The sequence below is a fragment of the Variovorax sp. Sphag1AA genome, assembly GCF_014192575.1.
In the GTDB taxonomy this organism is placed as follows: Bacteria; Pseudomonadota; Gammaproteobacteria; order Burkholderiales; family Burkholderiaceae_C; genus Variovorax.
Genome location: NZ_JACHYC010000002.1, coordinates 59,787 through 78,257, shown reverse-complemented (window position 1 = coordinate 78,257; position 18,471 = coordinate 59,787). Strand labels below are relative to the sequence as shown.

General features: G+C 66.2%; 16 protein-coding genes and 1 riboswitch. Of the genes, 3 read left to right on the top strand and 13 right to left on the bottom strand.

Annotation, left to right across the window (positions count from 1 at the left end; genetic code table 11):
• Window positions 1-10: 10 nt before the first annotated feature.
• Genes FHW64_RS06905 through FHW64_RS06895 form a run of 3 tightly spaced genes read right to left on the bottom strand, consistent with a single transcriptional unit; the run spans window position 11 to window position 4,498 of the window.
• On the bottom strand, window positions 11-1,615 hold the full coding sequence (locus FHW64_RS06905) for a carboxyl transferase domain-containing protein (RefSeq protein ID WP_184524463.1): 1,605 nt from the start codon (window positions 1,613-1,615) through the stop codon (window positions 11-13).
• A complete protein-coding gene (locus FHW64_RS06900) occupies window positions 1,612-3,315 on the bottom strand; it encodes an AMP-binding protein (protein ID WP_184524462.1) in 1,704 nt (567 codons plus the stop codon). Before FHW64_RS06900 ends, FHW64_RS06905 begins: the two co-directional genes overlap by 4 nt.
• Window positions 3,316-3,325: 10 nt before the next feature.
• A complete protein-coding gene (locus tag FHW64_RS06895; protein ID WP_184524460.1) occupies window positions 3,326-4,498 on the bottom strand; it encodes an isovaleryl-CoA dehydrogenase in 1,173 nt (390 codons plus the stop codon).
• A gap of 125 nt (window positions 4,499-4,623) precedes the next feature.
• Here FHW64_RS06895 and FHW64_RS06890 point away from each other — a divergent pair, with 125 nt between their 5' ends.
• The gene (locus tag FHW64_RS06890; protein ID WP_184526229.1) at window positions 4,624-5,667 is read left to right on the top strand and encodes an AraC family transcriptional regulator; all 1,044 of its coding nucleotides are present in this window, start codon (window positions 4,624-4,626) and stop codon (window positions 5,665-5,667) included.
• A 167-nt stretch (window positions 5,668-5,834) separates the two neighbouring features.
• Window positions 5,835-6,038, top strand: a complete 204-nt coding sequence (locus tag FHW64_RS06885; protein WP_184524458.1) for a hypothetical protein — start codon at window positions 5,835-5,837, stop codon at window positions 6,036-6,038.
• Window positions 6,039-6,040: 2 nt separating this feature from the next.
• Here FHW64_RS06885 and FHW64_RS06880 read toward each other — a convergent pair whose 3' ends face one another.
• The 6 genes from FHW64_RS06880 to FHW64_RS06855 form a co-directional block, all read right to left on the bottom strand.
• The gene (locus FHW64_RS06880; RefSeq protein WP_184524456.1) at window positions 6,041-7,411 is read right to left on the bottom strand and encodes a patatin-like phospholipase family protein; all 1,371 of its coding nucleotides are present in this window, start codon (window positions 7,409-7,411) and stop codon (window positions 6,041-6,043) included.
• 4 nt (window positions 7,412-7,415) lie between these two features.
• Window positions 7,416-8,108, bottom strand: a complete 693-nt coding sequence (locus FHW64_RS06875) for an HAD family phosphatase (RefSeq protein WP_184524454.1) — start codon at window positions 8,106-8,108, stop codon at window positions 7,416-7,418.
• 39 nt (window positions 8,109-8,147) lie between these two features.
• Window positions 8,148-9,998 (bottom strand): phosphomethylpyrimidine synthase ThiC, encoded by a 1,851-nt coding sequence (gene thiC / locus FHW64_RS06870; RefSeq protein WP_184524452.1) that lies wholly within the window; start codon window positions 9,996-9,998, stop codon window positions 8,148-8,150.
• Window positions 9,999-10,084: 86 nt separating this feature from the next.
• Window positions 10,085-10,191, bottom strand: a riboswitch (TPP riboswitch).
• 62 nt (window positions 10,192-10,253) lie between these two features.
• Window positions 10,254-11,219: a rhodanese-like domain-containing protein gene (locus FHW64_RS06865; protein WP_184524450.1), complete on the bottom strand. Its 966-nt coding sequence runs from the start codon at window positions 11,217-11,219 to the stop codon at window positions 10,254-10,256.
• 24 nt (window positions 11,220-11,243) lie between these two features.
• Window positions 11,244-12,059 (bottom strand): DUF3047 domain-containing protein, encoded by an 816-nt coding sequence (locus tag FHW64_RS06860; protein WP_184524448.1) that lies wholly within the window; start codon window positions 12,057-12,059, stop codon window positions 11,244-11,246.
• 169 nt (window positions 12,060-12,228) lie between these two features.
• Entirely contained in the window at window positions 12,229-12,666 is a 438-nt protein-coding gene (locus FHW64_RS06855) for a YchJ family protein (protein ID WP_184524446.1), read from the bottom strand.
• A 130-nt stretch (window positions 12,667-12,796) separates the two neighbouring features.
• Between FHW64_RS06855 and FHW64_RS06850 the strand changes: the two genes are divergently transcribed.
• Window positions 12,797-13,555: a LuxR C-terminal-related transcriptional regulator gene (locus FHW64_RS06850; RefSeq protein WP_184524444.1), complete on the top strand. Its 759-nt coding sequence runs from the start codon at window positions 12,797-12,799 to the stop codon at window positions 13,553-13,555.
• Window positions 13,556-13,564: 9 nt separating this feature from the next.
• Here FHW64_RS06850 and iaaH read toward each other — a convergent pair whose 3' ends face one another.
• The 4 genes from iaaH to FHW64_RS06830 form a co-directional block, all read right to left on the bottom strand.
• Entirely contained in the window at window positions 13,565-15,085 is a 1,521-nt protein-coding gene (iaaH, locus tag FHW64_RS06845; RefSeq protein ID WP_184524442.1) for an indoleacetamide hydrolase, read from the bottom strand.
• An 85-nt stretch (window positions 15,086-15,170) separates the two neighbouring features.
• Window positions 15,171-16,301, bottom strand: coding sequence for an acyl-CoA dehydrogenase family protein (locus tag FHW64_RS06840; protein WP_184524440.1), 1,131 nt, complete (start codon window positions 16,299-16,301; stop codon window positions 15,171-15,173).
• 25 nt (window positions 16,302-16,326) lie between these two features.
• Window positions 16,327-17,574 carry a glutamate carboxypeptidase gene (locus FHW64_RS06835; RefSeq protein ID WP_184524438.1) on the bottom strand — a complete coding sequence of 416 codons (1,248 nt, stop codon included), beginning with the start codon at window positions 17,572-17,574 and terminating at the stop codon, window positions 16,327-16,329.
• Between the two features lie 57 nt (window positions 17,575-17,631).
• The gene (locus tag FHW64_RS06830) at window positions 17,632-18,465 is read right to left on the bottom strand and encodes an alpha/beta fold hydrolase (RefSeq protein ID WP_221210231.1); all 834 of its coding nucleotides are present in this window, start codon (window positions 18,463-18,465) and stop codon (window positions 17,632-17,634) included.
• Window positions 18,466-18,471 lie beyond the last annotated feature (6 nt).

Genomic DNA, 18,471 nt, shown 5'->3' with positions numbered 1-18,471 from the left:
CTTGGTTGCCCTACATACGGAAGACGCCGAATTTCGGCTCCGGAATCGGCGCGTTGCGCGCAGCGGCCAGCCCCAGCGCCAGCACGCGTCGTGTATCGGCCGGATCGATGATGCCGTCGTCCCACAGGCGCGCGGTGGCGTAGTAGGGATGGCCCTGCACTTCGTACTGCTGGCGGATCGGCGCCTTGAAGGCTTCTTCTTCGTCCGCGCTCCAGGCGCCGCCCTTGGCTTCGATGCCGTCGCGCTTGACGGTAGCAAGCACGCTCGCGGCCTGCTCGCCGCCCATCACGCTGATGCGTGCGTTCGGCCACATCCACAGGAAGCGCGGCGAGTAGGCGCGGCCGCACATGCCGTAGTTGCCCGCACCGAAGCTGCCGCCGATGATGATGGTGAACTTGGGTACGTTGGCGGTCGCCACTGCCGTCACCATCTTGGCGCCGTGGCGCGCGATGCCTTCGTTCTCGTACTTGCGGCCCACCATGAAGCCGGTGATGTTCTGCAGGAACACCAGCGGAATCTTGCGCTGGCAGCACAGCTCGATGAAGTGCGCGCCCTTCTGCGCCGATTCGGAAAACAAGATGCCGTTGTTGGCGACGATGCCCACCGGCATGCCTTCGATCTCGGCGAAGCCGCACACCAGCGTGTTGCCGAAGCGCGCCTTGAATTCGTGGAACTCGCTGCCGTCGACGATGCGCGCAATGATCTCGCGCACATCGAAAGGCTTGCGCGTATCGACGGGAATCACGCCATAGAGCTCGTCGGCAGCGTATTCCGGTGCGCGCGGCGCGGTGGATGCATCGCTCTTCGGCGCACGTGCGTTGAGGTTGGCAACCGCCGTGCGCGCCAGCGCCAGCGCATGCAGGTCGTTCTGCGCGAGGTGATCGGCCACGCCCGAAAGCCGCGTGTGCACGTCGCCACCGCCCAGGTCTTCGGCCGTCACCACTTCACCGGTCGCGGCCTTCACCAATGGAGGGCCGCCAAGGAAGATGGTGCCCTGGTTCTTCACGATGATGCTTTCGTCGCTCATCGCCGGCACATACGCGCCACCGGCCGTGCACGAGCCCATCACCACCGCGATCTGCGAGATGCCCTGTGCGCTCATGTTGGCCTGGTTGTAGAAGATGCGGCCGAAGTGCTCGCGATCCGGGAACACCTCGTCCTGGTTCGGCAGGTTGGCGCCGCCCGAATCGACGAGGTAGATGCAGGGCAGGCGGTTCTGCTCGGCGATCTCTTGCGCGCGCAGGTGCTTCTTGACGGTCATCGGGTAGTAGGTGCCGCCCTTCACCGTCGCGTCGTTGCACACGATCATGCAATCCACGCCGCTCACGCGGCCGATGCCGGCGATCAGGCCCGCGCCCGGTGCCGCGCCGTGATACATCGCGTGCGCGGCAAGCGGCGAGATTTCCAGGAAGGGCGTGCCGGGGTCGAGCAGTTGCGCGACACGGTCACGCGGCAACAGCTTGCCGCGCGAGGTGTGCTTGCTGCGTGCGGCTTCGCCGCCGCCAGCCTCGACCTTCGCGAACTGCTCGCGCAGGTCGTCGACCAGTGCGCGCATCGCGGTGGCGTTGGCCTGGAATTCGGCCGAACGGGCGTTGAGTTTGGTCTCCAGCTTCATGCAGTTCTTTCTTCGTCGAGGCCCAGGCGGCTTTTCATCGCATCACGGATCTTGAATTTCTGGATCTTGCCGGTCACGGTCATCGGGAATTCGGTAACGAACTCGATGTAGCGCGGCACCTTGTAGTGCGCGATCTGGCCTTTGCAGAATTCGCGGATCTCGTCAGCGGTCGCGGTCTGGCCAGGCTTCGCGATGATCCAGGCGCAGAGCTCTTCGCCGTACTTCTTGTCGGGCAGGCCGACCACCTGCACGTCCTGCACCTTCGGATGGCGGTAGAGGAATTCCTCGATCTCGCGCGGATAGATGTTCTCGCCGCCGCGGATCACGAGGTCCTTGATGCGGCCGACGATGTTGACGTAGCCCTCGTCGTCCATCGTCGCGAGGTCGCCGGTGTGCATCCAGCCGTCGGTGTCGATGGCTTCGCGCGTCTTCTCCGGGTCTTCCCAGTAGCCGTGCATCACCGAGTAGCCGCGCGTGCAGAACTCGCCCGAGGTGCCGCGCGGCACGATGTCGCCGGAGATCGGATCGACGATCTTGATCTCCAGATGAGGCTGCACCGTGCCGACGGTGGACACGCGCTTTTCGAGCGGCGTGTCAGTCGAGCTCTGGCAGCTCACCGGGCTGGTCTCGGTCATGCCGTAGGCGATGGTGATCTCGCGCAGATGCATCTGCTCCACCACGCGCTTCATCACTTCGGTCGGGCACGGCGAGCCGGCCATGATTCCGGTGCGCAGCGTAGAGAGATCGAACTCCTTGAAGCGCGGATGGTCGAGCTCGGCGATGAACATGGTCGGCACGCCATGCAGGCCGGTGCACCTCTCGGCCTGCACCGTCTGCAGCACCGTGATCGGATCGAAGCCGTCGTTCGGGTAGACGATGGTGCTGCCATGCGTGAGGCACGCGAGATTGCCCAGCACCATGCCAAAGCAGTGATAGAGCGGCACCGGGATGCACAGCCGGTCGGCCGGCGTGAGCTTCATGCACTCGCCGATGAAGAAGCCGTTGTTGAGGATGTTGCGATGCGTGAGCGTCGCGCCCTTCGGAAAGCCGGTGGTGCCGCTGGTGAACTGGATGTTGATCGGGTCCGTCGCCTTCAGCGTCTTCGCGATGGCTGCGACTTTCGGATCGTCGGCCGTGCCGCTTTCGAGCAGCGTCGAAAAGCGCATCAGCCCCGGCAGCTCTTCGGTGTCGGCCGGCGTGTCGATCCATGCGACGGTGCGCAGGTGCGGCAGGCGCGCGGCCTTCAGCTCGCCGGGCTTCGATGACGCAAGCTCGGGCGCCAGTTCGCGCAGCATGCTCACGTACTCGCTGGTCTTGAAGCTCTTCATCGTCACCAGCGCCTTGCACGCGACCTTGTTGAGCGCGTATTCGAGCTCCGAGGTGCGGTAGGCCGGGTTGATGTTGACGAGGATGATCCCGGCCTTCGCGGTCGCGAGTTGCATCAGCACCCAAGGCACGTTGTTGTGCGACCAGATGCCGACGCGGTCGCCGGGCGCGAGGCCCAGCTTCAGCAGCGCGCTGGCGAGGCGGTTGGACTCGCGTTGCAGTTCGAGGTAGCTCAGGCGCTTCTTTTCATGCGCACTGACAAGCGCATCGCGGTCGCCTTGGCGCGCGGCCATGTCGTCGAAGAAATCGCCGATGGTCTGCTCGATCAGCGGCACATCCGTGGCGCCTTGCGCCATGCTGGGCTTCGAGGTCATCGCGCCTCCTTCAGGCCGTTTCGGAGAAGAGCTCGCGGCCGATCAGCATGCGACGGATTTCGCTCGTGCCGGCGCCGATCTCGTAGAGCTTGGCATCGCGCCACAGACGTTCGACCGGGAATTCCTTCGTATAGCCCACCCCGCCGAGCGCCTGGATCGCCTCGCCGGCCATCCACGTGGCCTTCTCGGCCGAGTAGAGGATCGCGCCGGCAGCATCCTTGCGGAAGGTGCGCGCGTGGTCATTGCGGTCGCAGGCCTTGCCCACTGCGTAGACATAGGCGCGCGTGGCTTGCCACGTCGAATACATGTCGGCGACCTTGCCCTGCATCAGCTGGAACTCGCCGATGCTCTGGCCGAACTGCTTGCGCTCGTGGATGAAGGGCAGCACCGAATCCATGCACGCGGCCATGATGCCCAGCGGGCCGCCGGAGAGCACCGCGCGTTCGAAGTCGAGCCCACTCATCAGCACCTTCGCGCCCATGCCTTCGCCGCCCAGCACGTTTTCTTCCGGCACCTCGCAGTTGTCGAAGAAGAGCGGGAAGGTGTTCGATCCGCGCATGCCCAGCTTGTCGAGCTTGGTGCCGGCCGAGAAGCCTTTGAAGCCCTTCTCGACGATGAAGGCGGTCATGCCGCGCGCGCCCATCTCGGGCTCGGTCTTGGCGTAGATGACCAGCGTGTCGGCGTCGCCGCCGTTGGTGATCCACATCTTTCCGCCGTTGAGCACGTAGCGGTCGCCCTTCTTCTCGGCGCGCAGCTTCATGCTGACCACGTCGGAGCCTGCGTTGGGTTCGCTCATCGCGAGCGCGCCGACGTGTTCGCCGCTCACCAGCTTGGGCAGGTACTTCTTCTTCTGCGCTTCGCTGCCGTTGCGGTGGATCTGGTTCACGCACAGGTTGGAATGCGCGCCGTACGACAGACCGACCGACGCCGATGCGCGTGAGACTTCTTCCATCGCCACGATGTGTGCAAGGTAGCCGAGCTCGGTGCCGCCGTATTCCTCCTTCACCGTCATGCCGTGCAGGCCGAGGTCGCCGAGCTTCTTCCAGAGGTCGTGCGGGAACAGGTTGTCGCGGTCGATGGCGGCCGCGCGCGGCGCGATTTCCTCGGCGGCGAAGTGCTGGATGGCATCGCGCAGCGAATCGATGGTGTCGCCCAGGTCGAAGTTCAGGCCGGGATCGTGCATGGGGTTGTCTCCTGTTGGTCGGCGGCGCACGGAAAGTCGCGCGCAGAAAGCCGCAGCTTACGCCGTGTGCCGTTGCAATTGGCGCCACAATGGTTGCAAATCACGCCACCATCGCGCCGCATCGAATGACCTCGTCCCCGCTTCGCAGTTCCAGCCGCGCCGCCACCCCGATGGCCTTTGTCAGAGCCATTGCCAGGGGGTATGAGCGCTACGGAATGGACCCCTCCGCAGCGCTTTCAGGGGCACAGATTCCGCCGCGTGAGCTCGAAAATCCCGACGCCCGGGTAACGGCAGCGCAGTTCGAGACGCTGTCCGGCCATGCGATGCAGGAGCTCGACGACGAGGCGCTCGGCTGGTTTTCGCGCCGCCTGCCGTGGGGCACCTACGGGATGCTGTGCCGGGCGTCGAACGCATCCCCCGATCTGGGCGTGGCGATCAAGCGCTGGTGCCGGCACCACCGGCTGCTGACGGAGGACATCACGCTCGACCTGGCCGTGGCGGGCGGCATTGCCACGGTGACGATCACCGAGCACCGCGATCTGGGCGCATTCCGGGAGTTCTGCCTCGTCTCCAGCCTGCGGTTCCTGCATGGCTACGCCAGTTGGGCCATCGATTCGCGGGTTTCGCTGAGCGCGGCGTCGTTCTCGTTCGAGCCGCCGCCGCATCGGGACGCCTACCCGCTGATGTTCGGCGGCGAACTGCAATTCGGCACCGCCAAGACCAGCTACAGCTTCGACGAACGCTATCTCGCCATGCCGATGCTTCGCGACGAACGCGCCCTTCGCACGATGCTCCGGCGTGCGCTGCCATTGACGGTGCTGCAGTACCGGCGCGACCGGCTCCTTGGAAAGCGGGTGCGCGAGCTGCTGCGCACTCGCGGACCCGAGGCCGGGAACGCAGAAGCCATCGCGCTGCTGCTGAACCTTTCAAGCCGCACCCTGCACCGGCAGTTGCAGGAAGAGGGTGTGTCGCTCCAGGCGCTGAAGGACGAAGTCCGCCACGAATTGGCGGCCGATCAGCTCCGCCGCACCGAACGACCGATCAAGCAGATCGCGCTGGCGGTGGGTTTTCGCAACGAAAAGAGCTTTTCGCGGGCGTTTCGCACCTGGAGCGGGCTGACGCCCGGCGAGTTCAGGCAGCGGGGTCCGCTGCAGCGCAGCGGCGTTTGAAGGGGCTCGACCCCGGGGATATCGGCGCCTGCCCCCATCAAGTTCAGACATTTCGTACACGGGCGGCATTTTTTTCCGCCATTAATCCGTGAACAATTCCGCGCCGAAAGCACTCCAGGAGCGCTTCCGCGGCCGGCACCCCCTCTTCGCGGCCCTAGTATTACGAAATGCAACAAATTCCCGACACCGACAGCACCGATTTCGCCGATCTCATGGATTTCATCGCCACGTCGGGACGCACGCGCAACGGGACTTTCGTGAACGAAAACGCTGACCAGCTGGTCATGAACATGTGGGCCGACCGTGCGCAGGCCATGACCCAGTCGCTCGTCGCCGTGGCCAAGGCCTCGTCGGTCCTCGGCAACCGCTGATCTCAATCGTCCTTCACCCCCAGCGACTTCTTCAACGCCTGGAAATCGGCAGAACGCTGCATGGCGCTCCGGCCGGCGGCAATCAGGCGGGTCACCTCCTCGTCACTGATCGAGAACGCGGTCGGGACTTGTAACAACCGCAGGCGCAGTTCACCGTCCGCGGCATCGCGCAGGTTGGCCTGCACCACATGGATTTCGGCGTCGGGCGCAAAGGCATCCGCGCCCGAGCTGCGGCGGCGCAGATCGTCGCGCCATTGCCGGGCGGTATCCAGAAGGAATTCCTGCGTCTCCAGCGTGGCGCGCGCGCCGGCCCCGAAAAGCAGCGTGTCCGCCACCTGACGGAAGCCGGGTACCCGGTCGCTCTGGTCGATGTTGTTCGCCGGATCGCGCGCGGAGTTCACGCTGATCACCACCAGCTTGCGGACACTGCCGGCCGGGATTCCTACCTCTTCGAAGCTCTCGCGAAGGCCGCCGCCGAGCAGCGCCCGATCGAGCAGCCGTCGCACGGCGAGGTTGTCGGCAACGCCGCCGTCGACCAGATGGATGAACGGCCGCGCATGGGCGTCGAGGTAGCTGTTCGCCTGCATGCGGAACATGCGCGCCCGGTAGTTCGCCCCGCCCACCGTCGCAAGCCGGGGGGTGATACCCCGGTCCTGGCACTCCTGCGCATGGTTCTTGAGCGTCATCGGGCTCAGGAGTACCGGCACGGCCGACGACGCCGCGACCGCGAACGACAGCGGCACGGTCTGCAGATCGGAGCAGATCAGCTCGAACTGGTCCTGCGTGAACTCGAAGGGCGTGCCGAGCGACATGTCCGTCGCCGCGATCACCAGTTGGGGGTGCCGCGGATCGTTCTCGACGTCGCCGTAGGTCTTGCCCTGGTAGATCTCGTCGAGCCGCCGCGCAAGCAGGTGGGAGCGACCGTACCAGGGCGAGGTCAGATCGATCAGGCTGCTGGGCCGGAGCGCCTGCAGGATCAGGCTGTTCTGGAAGTTCTGCCGCAGGAAGATGTTCTCGAAATTCGGCAGCCCCTCCGCGCCGAAGGCCGCGTAGTACGCCGCCAGGATGCTGCCGCCGGAGACACCGCTGATAACGTCGGTGGCGTCGAGCAGATCGGTCTTGCGGCCGTTCCATTCGAATTTGGTGTCGCGCAGTTCCTCGAGCACGCCATAGCCGAAGGCCGCCGCACGAGCACCGCCACCCGAGAGGGTGACCGCCACGAGGATGGTCGGATCGCGCTGCGCGGTCGCGATGGCGATCGAACGCGGCGGCGGGTTCTCAGGCAGTGGATCGTTGATCCACGGGCGAAGCGAGGAGCAGGCCGGAAGGCATGCGGCGATCAGGACAAGCCATAGCGCGCGCAGCCCTCGCATAGGTTCAGGCCGGAACGAGGCGCCAGCCGGCGAGCAACGCGGGAAGATCCGCCATGTCGGTGAACACATGGGACACACCGATGGCGCGCAACGCCTCAGGCCCGCTGTGGCCCAGGTCGCTCGGGCTGTAGCCGAACACCGTGGCGCCGGCCGCGACGCCGGCGGCCGCGCCGGTGACCGTGTCCTCGACCACCGCGCAACGCGTCGGGTCGACGCCGAGCGCCTCCGCTGCGGCAAGGTAGACGTCGGGCGCCGGCTTGGAGCGCGGCATCTCGTGACCGCTGAACACCCGCCCCTTGAAGCAGTCGAGGATGCCGATCTTGTCGAGCTGCAGTTCGACCTTGAAGCGATCGGCGCCGGACGCGCAGGCGATGCGGCCGTCAAGCGTCGCGTGCAGCGCCCGCACAGCCGTCGCAGCGTTCGGGATGGCGACCAGCTCGCGCTCCAGCGCCACGTTGCGCCGCTCGCGGAAGCCAACGAGCCACTCCGGCGTGAGGGTGAAGCCGGTGCGCGCCTTGATCAGCGTCGCTTCGTCCTTCACCGCCTTGCCGGTGAAGATGCGCATGCACTCATCGACCGTCAGCTCCCAGCCCAGCTCGCCCAGCATTTCTGCCAGGACGCGGTTGGTGATGGGCTCGGAATCGACGAGGACGCCGTCGCAATCAAAAAGGACGGCGTCGAAGGGAAAGGCACTCATGGAGGGCGATCGTATCAACGAAGCCCTTTCAGCTCCATGTCAGACGACGGGCTTGACCGGGATGTACATCTCGCCGCCGGCTGCCTTGAACTCGGCGGACTTGCCGGCCATGCCCTGCGCCGCGTATTCGCGCACTTCCTGCGTGATCTTCATCGAGCAGAACTTCGGACCGCACATGGAGCAGAAGTGCGCCACCTTGCTGCTGTCCTTGGGCAGCGTCTCGTCGTGGAATTCGCGCGCGGTGTCGGGGTCGAGGCCGAGGTTGAACTGGTCCTGCCAGCGGAAGTCGAAGCGCGCCTGCGAGAGCGCGTCATCTCGCGCACGCGCACCCGGGTGGCCCTTGGCGACATCCGCGGCGTGAGCGGCGATCTTGTACGCGATGATCCCCTGCTTCACGTCGTCGCGGTCCGGCAAGCCGAGGTGTTCCTTCGGCGTGACGTAGCAAAGCATCGCGGTGCCGGCCCAGCCGATCATCGCGGCGCCGATTGCGCTGGCGATGTGGTCGTAGCCCGGCGCGATGTCGATGGTCAGCGGGCCGAGCGTGTAGAACGGCGCTTCGTGGCAGTGCTTGAGCTGCTCGTCCATGTTGGCCTGGATCATGTGCATCGGCACATGGCCCGGGCCTTCGATCATGGTCTGCACATCGTGCTTCCACGCGATCTGCGTGAGTTCGCCGAGCGTGCGCAGTTCGGCAAACTGCGCTTCGTCATTCGCATCCGAAGCGCAGCCCGGGCGCAGGCCATCGCCGAGCGAGAAGCTCACGTCGTACGCCTTCATGATTTCGCAGATGTCCTCGAAGTGCGTGTAGAGGAAGCTCTCCTTGTGATGCGCGATGCACCACTTGGCCATGATCGAGCCGCCGCGCGAGACGATGCCCGTGCGCCGATCCGCCGTGAGATGGATGAACGGCAGCCGCAGCCCCGCGTGGATCGTGAAGTAGTCGACGCCCTGCTCCGCCTGCTCGATCAGCGTGTCGCGATAGACCTCCCAGGTGAGGTCTTCGGCAATGCCGCCGACCTTCTCCAGCGCTTGGTAGATAGGCACCGTGCCGATCGGCACCGGGCTGTTGCGCACGATCCAGTCGCGCGTGGTGTGGATGTTGCGGCCGGTGGAAAGATCCATCACGTTGTCCGCGCCCCAGCGGATCGCCCACACGAGCTTCTCCACCTCTTCCTCGATGCTCGAGGTGACGGCCGAGTTGCCGATGTTGGCGTTGATCTTCACCTTGAAGTTGCGGCCGATCGCCATCGGTTCCACTTCCGGGTGGTTGATGTTGGCGGGGATGATGGCGCGGCCGCGCGCCACTTCGTCGCGCACGAACTCGGGCGTGATGATCTTCGGGATGCTCGCGCCCATGGGGTTGCCCGCAAGGCGCTTCTCGCGTGCCTCATCCGCGAGGTACTGGGCCATCCATTCGCGACGGCCGTTCTCGCGCAACGCAACGTATTCCATCTCGGGCGTGACGATGCCGCGGCGCGCGTAGTGCATCTGCGAAACGTTGGCGCCGGACTTCGCGCGGCGCGGTGTGCGCTGCAAGGCCGCCGCACCGGCGCGCAGTTCAGCAATGCGCTGTGCATCGCGATCGGCGTGCGTCGCGCCGTCGTCGATGGCCTTGTGGATGCGGCCTTCGTAGCTTTCGGTGTCGCCGCGATCGGCAATCCACGCTTCGCGCACGCCCGGAAGGCCGCGCCGCACATCGATGTCGACCGAAGGATCGGTGTACGGTCCGGAGGTGTCGTAGAGCGAGACGCACTCGCCGTTGGTCAGCTGCACGTCGCGCACCGGCACGCGCAGGTCGGGCCGGCTGCCGGTGATGGCGCTCTTGGTGGAAGCGGGGAAAGGCTCACGCGTCAGCGTGAGGAGGGAGGCGAACTTGTCGACTGCATTCATGCGGGGCACTCCTGGTTGGGTTCAACGGGGTGCTCCGCAATCGCTCCACTGATGGATGCCGGCCTTGGATGATGGGCCTTTGGCATCGCGGGAGTTGCAGCTCTTCTTACGCTGGTATGAACCAGATCAAGTTCGCGGGTTCGGCCTCTGGCCATCTCAGCGCGCTTCTTTGCGCACACCCCGGAGCGGGGTCGATTCTAGGGGCAGGCCGAACGCCGAATCAACAAAGGAGTCAGCGGAGGGTCAGAGAACCGCTCAGGCAGGGCGCGCGACGGGCATCGGTGTGGCGCCCATCGGCGCTTCGACGCCAGCCACGGCCACCCATGCATCGATGCCACCCGCCAGCACGCGAACGCGCGGCACGCCCGCGGCAATGAAGAGGCGCGCTGCGGCAATCGCACCGCCGTCTTCGGGGCAATCGCAGTACACGACCAGCTCGCGGCCATCCGCAAAACCATCGATGCGCGACGGAATGTGCTTGAGCGACACGCCGATCGCACCGGGAATGACGCGACCATCCAGCAGACGTGCTTCGTCGGGACGCACGTCGATCACCGTCACGTCGGTGCCGGCAGCGAGTGCGGCACGCAGCGCACCCACTTCGATGCGATCGATGTCATTGGCCTGCAAGGCAAGCCGACGTTGCCAGTAGCGCCACGCGACGAATGCACCCAGCAGGACCGCGAACACTGCAGCCGCGGTCACTCCGACGCTCGAAAGCACGGCCAGCACATCCTGGATCGCGGCGTGGAACACGCGTCCGACCAACAGGAAGCCGAGCGTCCAGATCAGCGCGGCCACTGTCTCGTAGGAAAGGAAGCGCACGTTCGACATGCCCAGCGCGCCCGCCATCGGCGGCGCCACCACGGACACACCCGGCACGAACTTCGCCGCGATCAGCGACAGTCCGCCCCAACGGCCGATGATGTTCTCGCTGCGCTTGACGCACGAATCCGCCGACAGCGAGATGCGGCACAGCAGTCGCATCACGCGATAGCCCCAGCGCCGTCCGGCGACGAACCATGCGCCATCGCCCAGGATGTTGCCGAGCAACGCCGCCAGCGTGACCGCCAGGAACGACACCTCGCCGCCGACCGTCAACCCACCGGCCACCACCAGGAAAGGAACGGCAGGCACCGGCGCACCCAGCCGCGCCGCCAGCGTGGCGACGAAGACCAGGGCCGAACCCTGGCTGGCGAGGAGTGCAACGAAGTCGTTCATTTCTGGCTATTCCGCTTGGGTGGGCTATTCCTTGGGCTGCGTCGTCGCCGCTTCCTGGCTCGATGGGCCGCCGTGCAGTTCGACGTCGGTGAAATACGCGATGCCGTGACCGTGCGTGTTGTCCGAATCCGCCGAGATCGCGATCGCCACGATGTCCGGCGCCGTATCGCCTGCTTCGTCGCCGAAGGCGCGCTTGTAGTCCGCCAGCAGGTTGCGGCGTTCCGCGACCCACGTGCCGGGCTTGGAGGCCGGGCCCGTTTCGAGAACGAACATCCGCACGCGCTTCGTGAAGGCATTCGCGAACGACGTTCCCTTGGCTTCCTTGTTGTCCCAGACGTAGCAGAGGGCTTCGCTCGGCACATCCTCGCCGGTCGCCTTGCGCGCCAGCGCGAGGCGTGTGCGCTCGCTTACCGGCAGCTTGTCGGTCGGGAAATCGAAGAACACGCAGACTTTCGCGGCGCCGTCGTCACCGGACCGGGTGCGCAGGTCGGCGCCCTCGACGAATTCATCGACGCGCCAGCGCCACCCCAGCGTGGCATTGGCATTCAGCGGCAGGTGCGTGGAGTGGACGAGGTTGCCGTACGACTGGTCCGAATCGACCTTGAGGACGCGCTTGCCGTCTTCCTGCACCACTTCGAAGCGTGTTGCGGTCTTGTTGGGCAGCGTGGTGAAGCGCCACGGCTGCGGCGCCTGCGCGCCCTGCGCAGCGGAAAACGGCGTCAGAAGTGGCGCCTCTCCGGCCGCGAACGCCAAGGGTGCGGCGAGCAGAGCCGCCGCCAGCGGCAGCGCGGATCCGATGCGCTGCCAACGCACATTCCTAACCGTCTTGCTGGTCGCCATGTTGCCCTCTCGCTTTGTGTTGTTGATCTTCGAGTAAGGCGCACTTGGCGCTTTTACCCACAAGGCTGGAGTGTGAGGGCGCGGCGCTTCAAGATAAATAGGCCAAAAGGAATCGGACTGTATCCCTCGCGTGCACAATGCCGCGCGCCCGCGCACGGATCGCTGCCAATCAGCGCAAATCGCCGTCGACGTAGAACCAGCGATTCAGGCTCCGGTCAGATTCGCGGACAAAGCGACTGCGCTCGTGCAGCCGAAGTGCAGCGCCGGACTTGCCACGCTGGCGCGCGACGAACTCCACCTCCGCATGGTCGGCATCACGAGCCGAATGGCTGCGCACGTCGAGCCCTAGCCATTTGACGCCCGGCTCGAAGTCCAGCGTCGCAGGCCGCGTCGACGCGTGCCATGTCGCGAGCAGATAGTCCGCACGCTCGCGCACGAACGCCGTGTACCGCGAGCGCATGAGCGATTCGGCGTCGGGTGCAGGTGTGTGCTCGAAATCATCGACATAGCGGCCGCAGCACTGGCCGTAGGGCAGCGAAAGGCCCTTGCGATCACGGCGCCCACAAGGACAGGGAGCAAGGGCGGGGCCCGGGGAGGAAGAAGACATGCAGGAACGTGTGTGGCAAACCGCTGCGTATTGTGCAGACCGCGCACCTTCGTTCCACGCAAACCCTGAATTCCGCCAATGGCGCGGCGCTTGCTGCGAGGCTAAGCTTTTGGCGCCTCATGGAGGGACGATGTACCTGAGTGGTTCGGAGCAACACACACTGCGCAGCATCTTCTCGCTGCTCGCGGAAGACCAGAGCGAGCGCGAGATCCGCGAGCGCACCGGCTGGGCCCTGCTCGACCTGCTGCGGGCGGACCAGTTCGCCTCCTTCGTCTGGGACGCCGCAAGCGACACCTTCGGCGGCCGGGTCGCGCTCAACATGGACCCGGCCAACCTGGACCGCTACACCCGCTGGCACCAGTACCACGATCCGATCACCTTCGTGCTCCAGGCGCGCCGGCACGCCACCCGAGTCACGGAAGTGATGCCGCAGCGCAACCTGATGCGCACCGCGTTCTTCACCGACTTCCTCTCGCGCGACGGCCTGCACTGGGGCATGAATCTCCACGCCTTCCACGGCGATCGCGCGCTGGGCGACCTGCGCATCTGGCGGCGCCGGGACCGGGGCGACTTCAGCGAGCACGACAAGGCCTTGCTCGACCTGATCGAGCCGGCCTTCGTGGGAGCGCTGCACCGCGCGCAGCGCAGCGCCCCGGTGAAGACCGTGTCGCTGGCGGGCGAAGCCGCGCCCGCGTGGCCGCGCCTGAGCGAACGTGAGCGCGAGGTCGCGGCCGCCGTGTGCCAGGGACTCACCGACAAGGACATCGCGCGGCGCATGGGCGTCGGCGTGCCGACCATCCGCACCTATCTGCGGCGCATCTTCGACAAGCTCGGCATCGACCGCCGTGCGGCGTTGGCCGGACTGGCGGGGCGGGATCGCCCCTCCTGACGGTCGCGGTTACTTCGTTGGTGCCGGCAGGCGTCCCAGCAGCGGCTCGATCGCGAGGCCGAGCGCAAGCAGCCCGCGATCGCTCCCCGCCGGCCCATCCAGCTCCAGCCCCACCGGAAGTCCGCTCGTGGCGCCCAATGCCACCGGCAGTTGAAGACCCGGAATGCCCGCATTGCTGCCGGGATCGGTGTTCTGGATCAGGGCGCCGAAGTTCTCGACGCTGCTGACGTCCGGCGTGGCCGCGAGCGCCACGCGTGGCACCGTCGGGAACACCAGCGCGTCCAGCCTGTTCTTCGTGAAGGTGTCGCGATAGAGCTTCTGCAGCGCCGGGCGGGCCACGCCCATGGCCTTCTCGTAGGCAGGCTTGGCGTCCACCACGCCGTTCGGTGCGGGCAGCTTGCGCGGGATGATCAGGCCGTCGAAGGTGCCCTTGACATCGGGGCTGGCAACGCCGGCGGCCAATTGCGACAGGTCGACGCCGGTTTTGTACCTGGCAAGGTAGGCCTTGATGTCGTCATGCGCCTCGTAGAGCGCGACCGGAAAGCCAACCGCGCCGTTCAACTCGTTCAGCTTCGCCATGTCCACGTCCACCAGCGTGACGCCGGCCGCGCGCAGCTTGGCGAGCGCCGCGTCGACCGCCGCGCGCGTATCGGCATCGAGGTTCGCGTAGAAGGGCTGCGCCACCCCGAGCCGCACGCGCTTCAGGTTGGCGGGCTTGATCGCCGTCCCGCCGGCGATGACGCGATCGAGCAACGCCACGTCCGTCACCGAGACCGCCATCGGCCCCGCAGTGTCGCGCGTGTGCGAAATCGGCGTGATGCCCTCCTGCGAATAGCGCCCCACCGTCGGGCGCAACGAGGCACAGCCGTTGAACGCGCAGGGAATGCGCACCGAGCCCCCGGTGTCGGTGCCGAGGCCGGCCGGCGCCATGCGCGCGCCAAGCGCCGCGCCGGTGCCGGATGAAGATCCTCCCGCGATGCGGCTGCTGTCATAGGCATTGCGCACGCCAACCTCCGGGCCGGTCTGGAACGCGGGGTTGTAGCCTGTAACGCCGAACGCCAGTTCATGCATGTTCGTCTTGCCCAGAACGATCGCGCCGGCCGAGCGCAGCTTGGCGACCACTGGCGCGTCGGCGGCAGGCACGAAACTCTTGAGCGCAGGCGTACCGGCCGTCGCGGGCAGGCCCTTCACCTGGATGTTGTCCTTCACGACCACCGGAACGCCGGCCAGCGGCGCGCAGGCGGCTCCCGGCTTGCGCGCCGAATCGGCGGCGCGCGCAGCCTTCAGCGCGCCGGCTTCGTCGAGCGTGATGAACGCATTCAGCTGCGGTTTTGCCTTGGCCTGGGCGATATAGGCCGACACCAGCTGCTCGCTTTTGAGCGAACCTGCGCAGATCTGCCGCGCGGCCTCGCTGGCCGTCAGAGTGGCCAGATCCGGAGCGGCGGGTTGCGCCCAGGCGGGAAGACCGGCTGCAGCGGCGCAAAGAGCCGCCGCCGCACGCACGGTGGAAGATGACAAAGAACTGGGCATGGCAGAACCTCCGACAAGGGGCCCCCATGCTGCTCCGCCGCGCGTCGCTTGTCTGTCATCGAAATCGATGACAGCGCCCAAGTCCTCAGGCCAGCGCCCGCTGGATCAGCAGCTTCTGGATGTCCGACGTGCCTTCATAGATCTGGCACACGCGCACATCGCGGTAGATGCGCTCCAGCGGAAAGTCGTTGACGTAGCCGTAGCCGCCCAGCGTCTGGATCGCGGCACTGCACACCCGCTCGGCCATCTCGCTCGCGAAGAGCTTGGCCATGGCCGCTTCCTTCAGGCACGGCACGCCCGCATCGCGAAGGCTTGCGGCATGCCAGATCAACTGGCGAGCGGCTTCGATCTGCGTCGCGCATTCCGCGAGTCGGAAGCCGACGGCCTGCTGGTCGAAGATCGAACCACCGAAGGCTTGCCGTTCCTTCGCGTAGTTGACCGCGAACTCGAATGCACTGCGCGCCATGCCTACGCTCTGCGCAGCGATGCCGATACGCCCGCCTTCCAGCGCGCCGAGCGCGATCTTGTAGCCCTCGCCTTCCTGGCCGATCAGGTTCTCGGCCGGGATGCGGCAGCCGTCGAAGTTGATCTGCGCGGTGTCGCTCGAATGCTGTCCCAGCTTGTCTTCGAGCCGCGCGACGTTGTAGCCGGGGGCATCGGTCGGCACGATGAAGGCGCTCATGCCGCGCTTGCCCGCTGCCTTGTCTGTGACCGCGATCACGATCGCGACCTGCCCGTTCTTACCGCTGGTGATGAACTGCTTGACGCCGTCGATCACATAGCCATCCCCGTCCTTGCGCGCCGTGGTGCGCAGCGACGATGCATCGCTGCCCGCCTGAGGCTCGGTGAGGCAGAACGCGCCGAGCATCTTCCCTTGCGCGAGCGGCTGCAGCCATTGCTTCCTCTGCGCCGCATTGCCGTAGCGCATGAGGATCGCATTGACCGGGCAGTTGGTCACACTGATCGCCGTGCTGGTGCCGCCGTCGCCCGCGGCGATCTCTTCGAGCACCAGCGCGAGCGTCAGGTAGTCGAGCCCCGCGCCGCCGTCTTCCTCCGGCACGCAGATGCCGTAGGCGCCCAGCGCCGCCAGCCCCTCATGGGCCGCCTTGGGAAAGCTATGGTCGCGATCCCATTGCGGCGCGTTGGGCCACAGCTCGGCCTGCGCAAAGGCGCGCACGGCGTCGCGGATGGCTTCCTGGTCGGTGTTGAGCAGCATGGCGGAGCTCCTTGCGTTTGCTTGATTACTTGCCTTGGCCGAGATCCATGATCAGCTTGCCGGCCATGTACAGGCGGCGCGGGATCGAGCTGGTGTCCACATACTCGGCCTTGTCGCTGTGGTAGCCGAAGCCCGGCAGGCCCAGGCTTTCGATGACCGGCTTGCCCGACAACGCCGCGTAGGCCGCGTCGGTGCCACCGCCGGTGCGTTCGGTCACCACGAGTTCGCCGCCGGCTTCCTTGTAGTAGGCCACCGCCTTGTCGACCAGCTTGCGGCCGCCTTCGCCCGCATTGAAGGCCGGACGGCCGCGGGTGATGAGCACCTTGACGTCGGCATCCGGCAGCTTCTTCTTCTGCGCGCGGGCTTCGAGCGTCTTCATCGCGGCTTCGAAGTCTTCGTTCTTCGCGTAGCGCACGTCGGCGTTGAGCGTGGCGCTCGCCGGGATGATGTTCGACACCGCACCCGCCTTGGCGATGGTCCAGTTGAAACGCAGGCCCTTGGCCTTGTCGTCGATGTCCATCGTGCGCAGCACGAGGTCGGAAGCCTCGACCAGCGCGTTCACGCCCAGCTCAGGCGCCGCACCCGCATGCGAAGCCTTGCCGGTGATGTTGACTTGCACGTAGGCGATGCCCGAGGTGCCGAGCGAGAGGTCTTCCTTGCCCACGCCGGTCGGCTCGAAGGACAGCACGTAGTCGGCCTTGGCGGCTTCTTCCTGGATCAGGTCGCGCGAGCCGAAGGAGCCCTTCTCTTCGTCGGTGTTGAACAGCACCGTGATGCTGCCGAAGTCGTCGAAGCCGCGTGCCTTGAGCAGCTTGAGCGTGTGGATGATCACCGCGTTGCCGCCCTTGTCGTCTGCGATGCCCGGGCCGTAGGCCTTGTCGCCTTCGACGCGGAACGGCGCCTTGGCGAGGATGCCCTTGAGGTAAACCGTGTCCATGTGCGAGATCAACAGCAGGTTCTTGCCGCCCTTGCCCTTGAGCTTGCCGACGATGTTGTCGCCGACCACGATGCCCGCCGACTTGCTGCGCGTGACGCTGAAGCCGAGCGACTTCAGCTGGTCTTCGAGGTACTTGCCCGCGGCTTCGAGGCCTTCCGCGTCGCCGGTGCCGGTTTCGATGTTGACCAGGTTCTCGAGCGTCTTGATGACTGCCGGCTTTTCAGCAGTGGCGGCATCGAACAGGGCCTGGTCGCGAGTTTGTGCGTGGGCGGTGGTGGCGATGAGAGCGGAAGCGAGCAGCGCGCCGATCGCGCTGCGGGGGAAAGCCGGATGCATGAAAAGCTGTCTCCTGAATGAAAGAACCTTCCATTCTAGGGAGCGCAGCCTGCGCGATCAGAGCGGCCAGTTGCGCGGCACCGAGCCCAGTTCGGCACGCGGCCGCAGCCATGCGAGCGCCGCTTCGTTGAAGGCCGGCGCGTTCTCGATGTTGCTCAGGTGGCCGGCGTCCGGCAGCACCGTGACGGGTGCACCGCCAAGCTTGGCCGCCATCTCGTGATGCATCGCGACCGGCGTGAGTCGGTCGTCCGCGCCGACCACGAAATGCGCCGGCGCACGGATCTGCGAGATGTCGCCGAGCACCACCTGGTCAACCGTCGCCTGCAGCGACTTGATGTACGACTCCTTGTGCAGCGCCGCGATGCTGTCGATGAGCTGCTGGAGCTGCGCCTGCGTGGCCTTCGGACCGACCAGCGAACGCGCAACCGCATCCGCGATGTCCGAGGGTTCCTTGCCCGCGAGCAGCGGCGCGCGCCGGCTGTCGACGAAGGCCTGCCGCTGTTCGGGCGAGAAGGCCTCGAAGCCTTCGTGCGTGTCGAGCAGCGTAAGCGTGGCGATGCGATCGGGATGAAGCAGCGCGGTGCGCATCGCGATGCGCCCGCCCATCGAGAGGCCCACCAGATGCGCGCGCTCGACGCTGAAGTGATCGAGCACCCGCAACACATCGTTCACGAAATCGTCGAAGGCCAGCGCGTCCTCATAGTCGTCGCTGCCGCCGTAGCCACGCGCGTCCAACGCCACGCACGAGAAGTGCGGCGCGAAGGCCGGGAGCTGTTCGCGCCAGTTGGTGCGGTTGCCGCCGATGCCGTGCATGAAAAGCGCGAGCGGGCCGGCGCCGGCAAGGTCGACGGCCAGCGAGGGAGTACCAGGGATGCGATAGGTGACGGACATGGTTCG

Excerpts from the sequence above, each read along its gene's own strand:
- FHW64_RS06840 (WP_184524440.1), bottom strand. The coding sequence starts at position 16,301 with ATGCTGCTCAACACCGACCAGGAAGCCATCCGCGACGCCGTGCGCGCC.
- FHW64_RS06895 (WP_184524460.1), bottom strand. The coding sequence starts at position 4,498 with ATGCACGATCCCGGCCTGAACTTCGACCTGGGCGACACCATCGATTCG.
- FHW64_RS06880 (WP_184524456.1), bottom strand. The coding sequence starts at position 7,411 with ATGCGAGGGCTGCGCGCGCTATGGCTTGTCCTGATCGCCGCATGCCTT.
- FHW64_RS06890 (WP_184526229.1), top strand. The coding sequence starts at position 4,624 with ATGACCTCGTCCCCGCTTCGCAGTTCCAGCCGCGCCGCCACCCCGATG.
- FHW64_RS06875 (WP_184524454.1), bottom strand. The coding sequence starts at position 8,108 with ATGAGTGCCTTTCCCTTCGACGCCGTCCTTTTTGATTGCGACGGCGTC.
- FHW64_RS06835 (WP_184524438.1), bottom strand. The coding sequence starts at position 17,574 with ATGCATCCGGCTTTCCCCCGCAGCGCGATCGGCGCGCTGCTCGCTTCC.
- FHW64_RS06900 (WP_184524462.1), bottom strand. The coding sequence starts at position 3,315 with ATGACCTCGAAGCCCAGCATGGCGCAAGGCGCCACGGATGTGCCGCTG.
- iaaH (WP_184524442.1), bottom strand. The coding sequence starts at position 15,085 with ATGCCCAGTTCTTTGTCATCTTCCACCGTGCGTGCGGCGGCGGCTCTT.
- FHW64_RS06850 (WP_184524444.1), top strand. The coding sequence starts at position 12,797 with ATGTACCTGAGTGGTTCGGAGCAACACACACTGCGCAGCATCTTCTCG.
- FHW64_RS06905 (WP_184524463.1), bottom strand. The coding sequence starts at position 1,615 with ATGAAGCTGGAGACCAAACTCAACGCCCGTTCGGCCGAATTCCAGGCC.
- FHW64_RS06865 (WP_184524450.1), bottom strand. The coding sequence starts at position 11,219 with ATGAACGACTTCGTTGCACTCCTCGCCAGCCAGGGTTCGGCCCTGGTC.
- FHW64_RS06885 (WP_184524458.1), top strand. The coding sequence starts at position 5,835 with ATGCAACAAATTCCCGACACCGACAGCACCGATTTCGCCGATCTCATG.
- FHW64_RS06830 (WP_221210231.1), bottom strand. The coding sequence starts at position 18,465 with ATGTCCGTCACCTATCGCATCCCTGGTACTCCCTCGCTGGCCGTCGAC.
- FHW64_RS06855 (WP_184524446.1), bottom strand. The coding sequence starts at position 12,666 with ATGTCTTCTTCCTCCCCGGGCCCCGCCCTTGCTCCCTGTCCTTGTGGG.
- thiC (WP_184524452.1), bottom strand. The coding sequence starts at position 9,998 with ATGAATGCAGTCGACAAGTTCGCCTCCCTCCTCACGCTGACGCGTGAG.
- FHW64_RS06860 (WP_184524448.1), bottom strand. The coding sequence starts at position 12,059 with ATGGCGACCAGCAAGACGGTTAGGAATGTGCGTTGGCAGCGCATCGGA.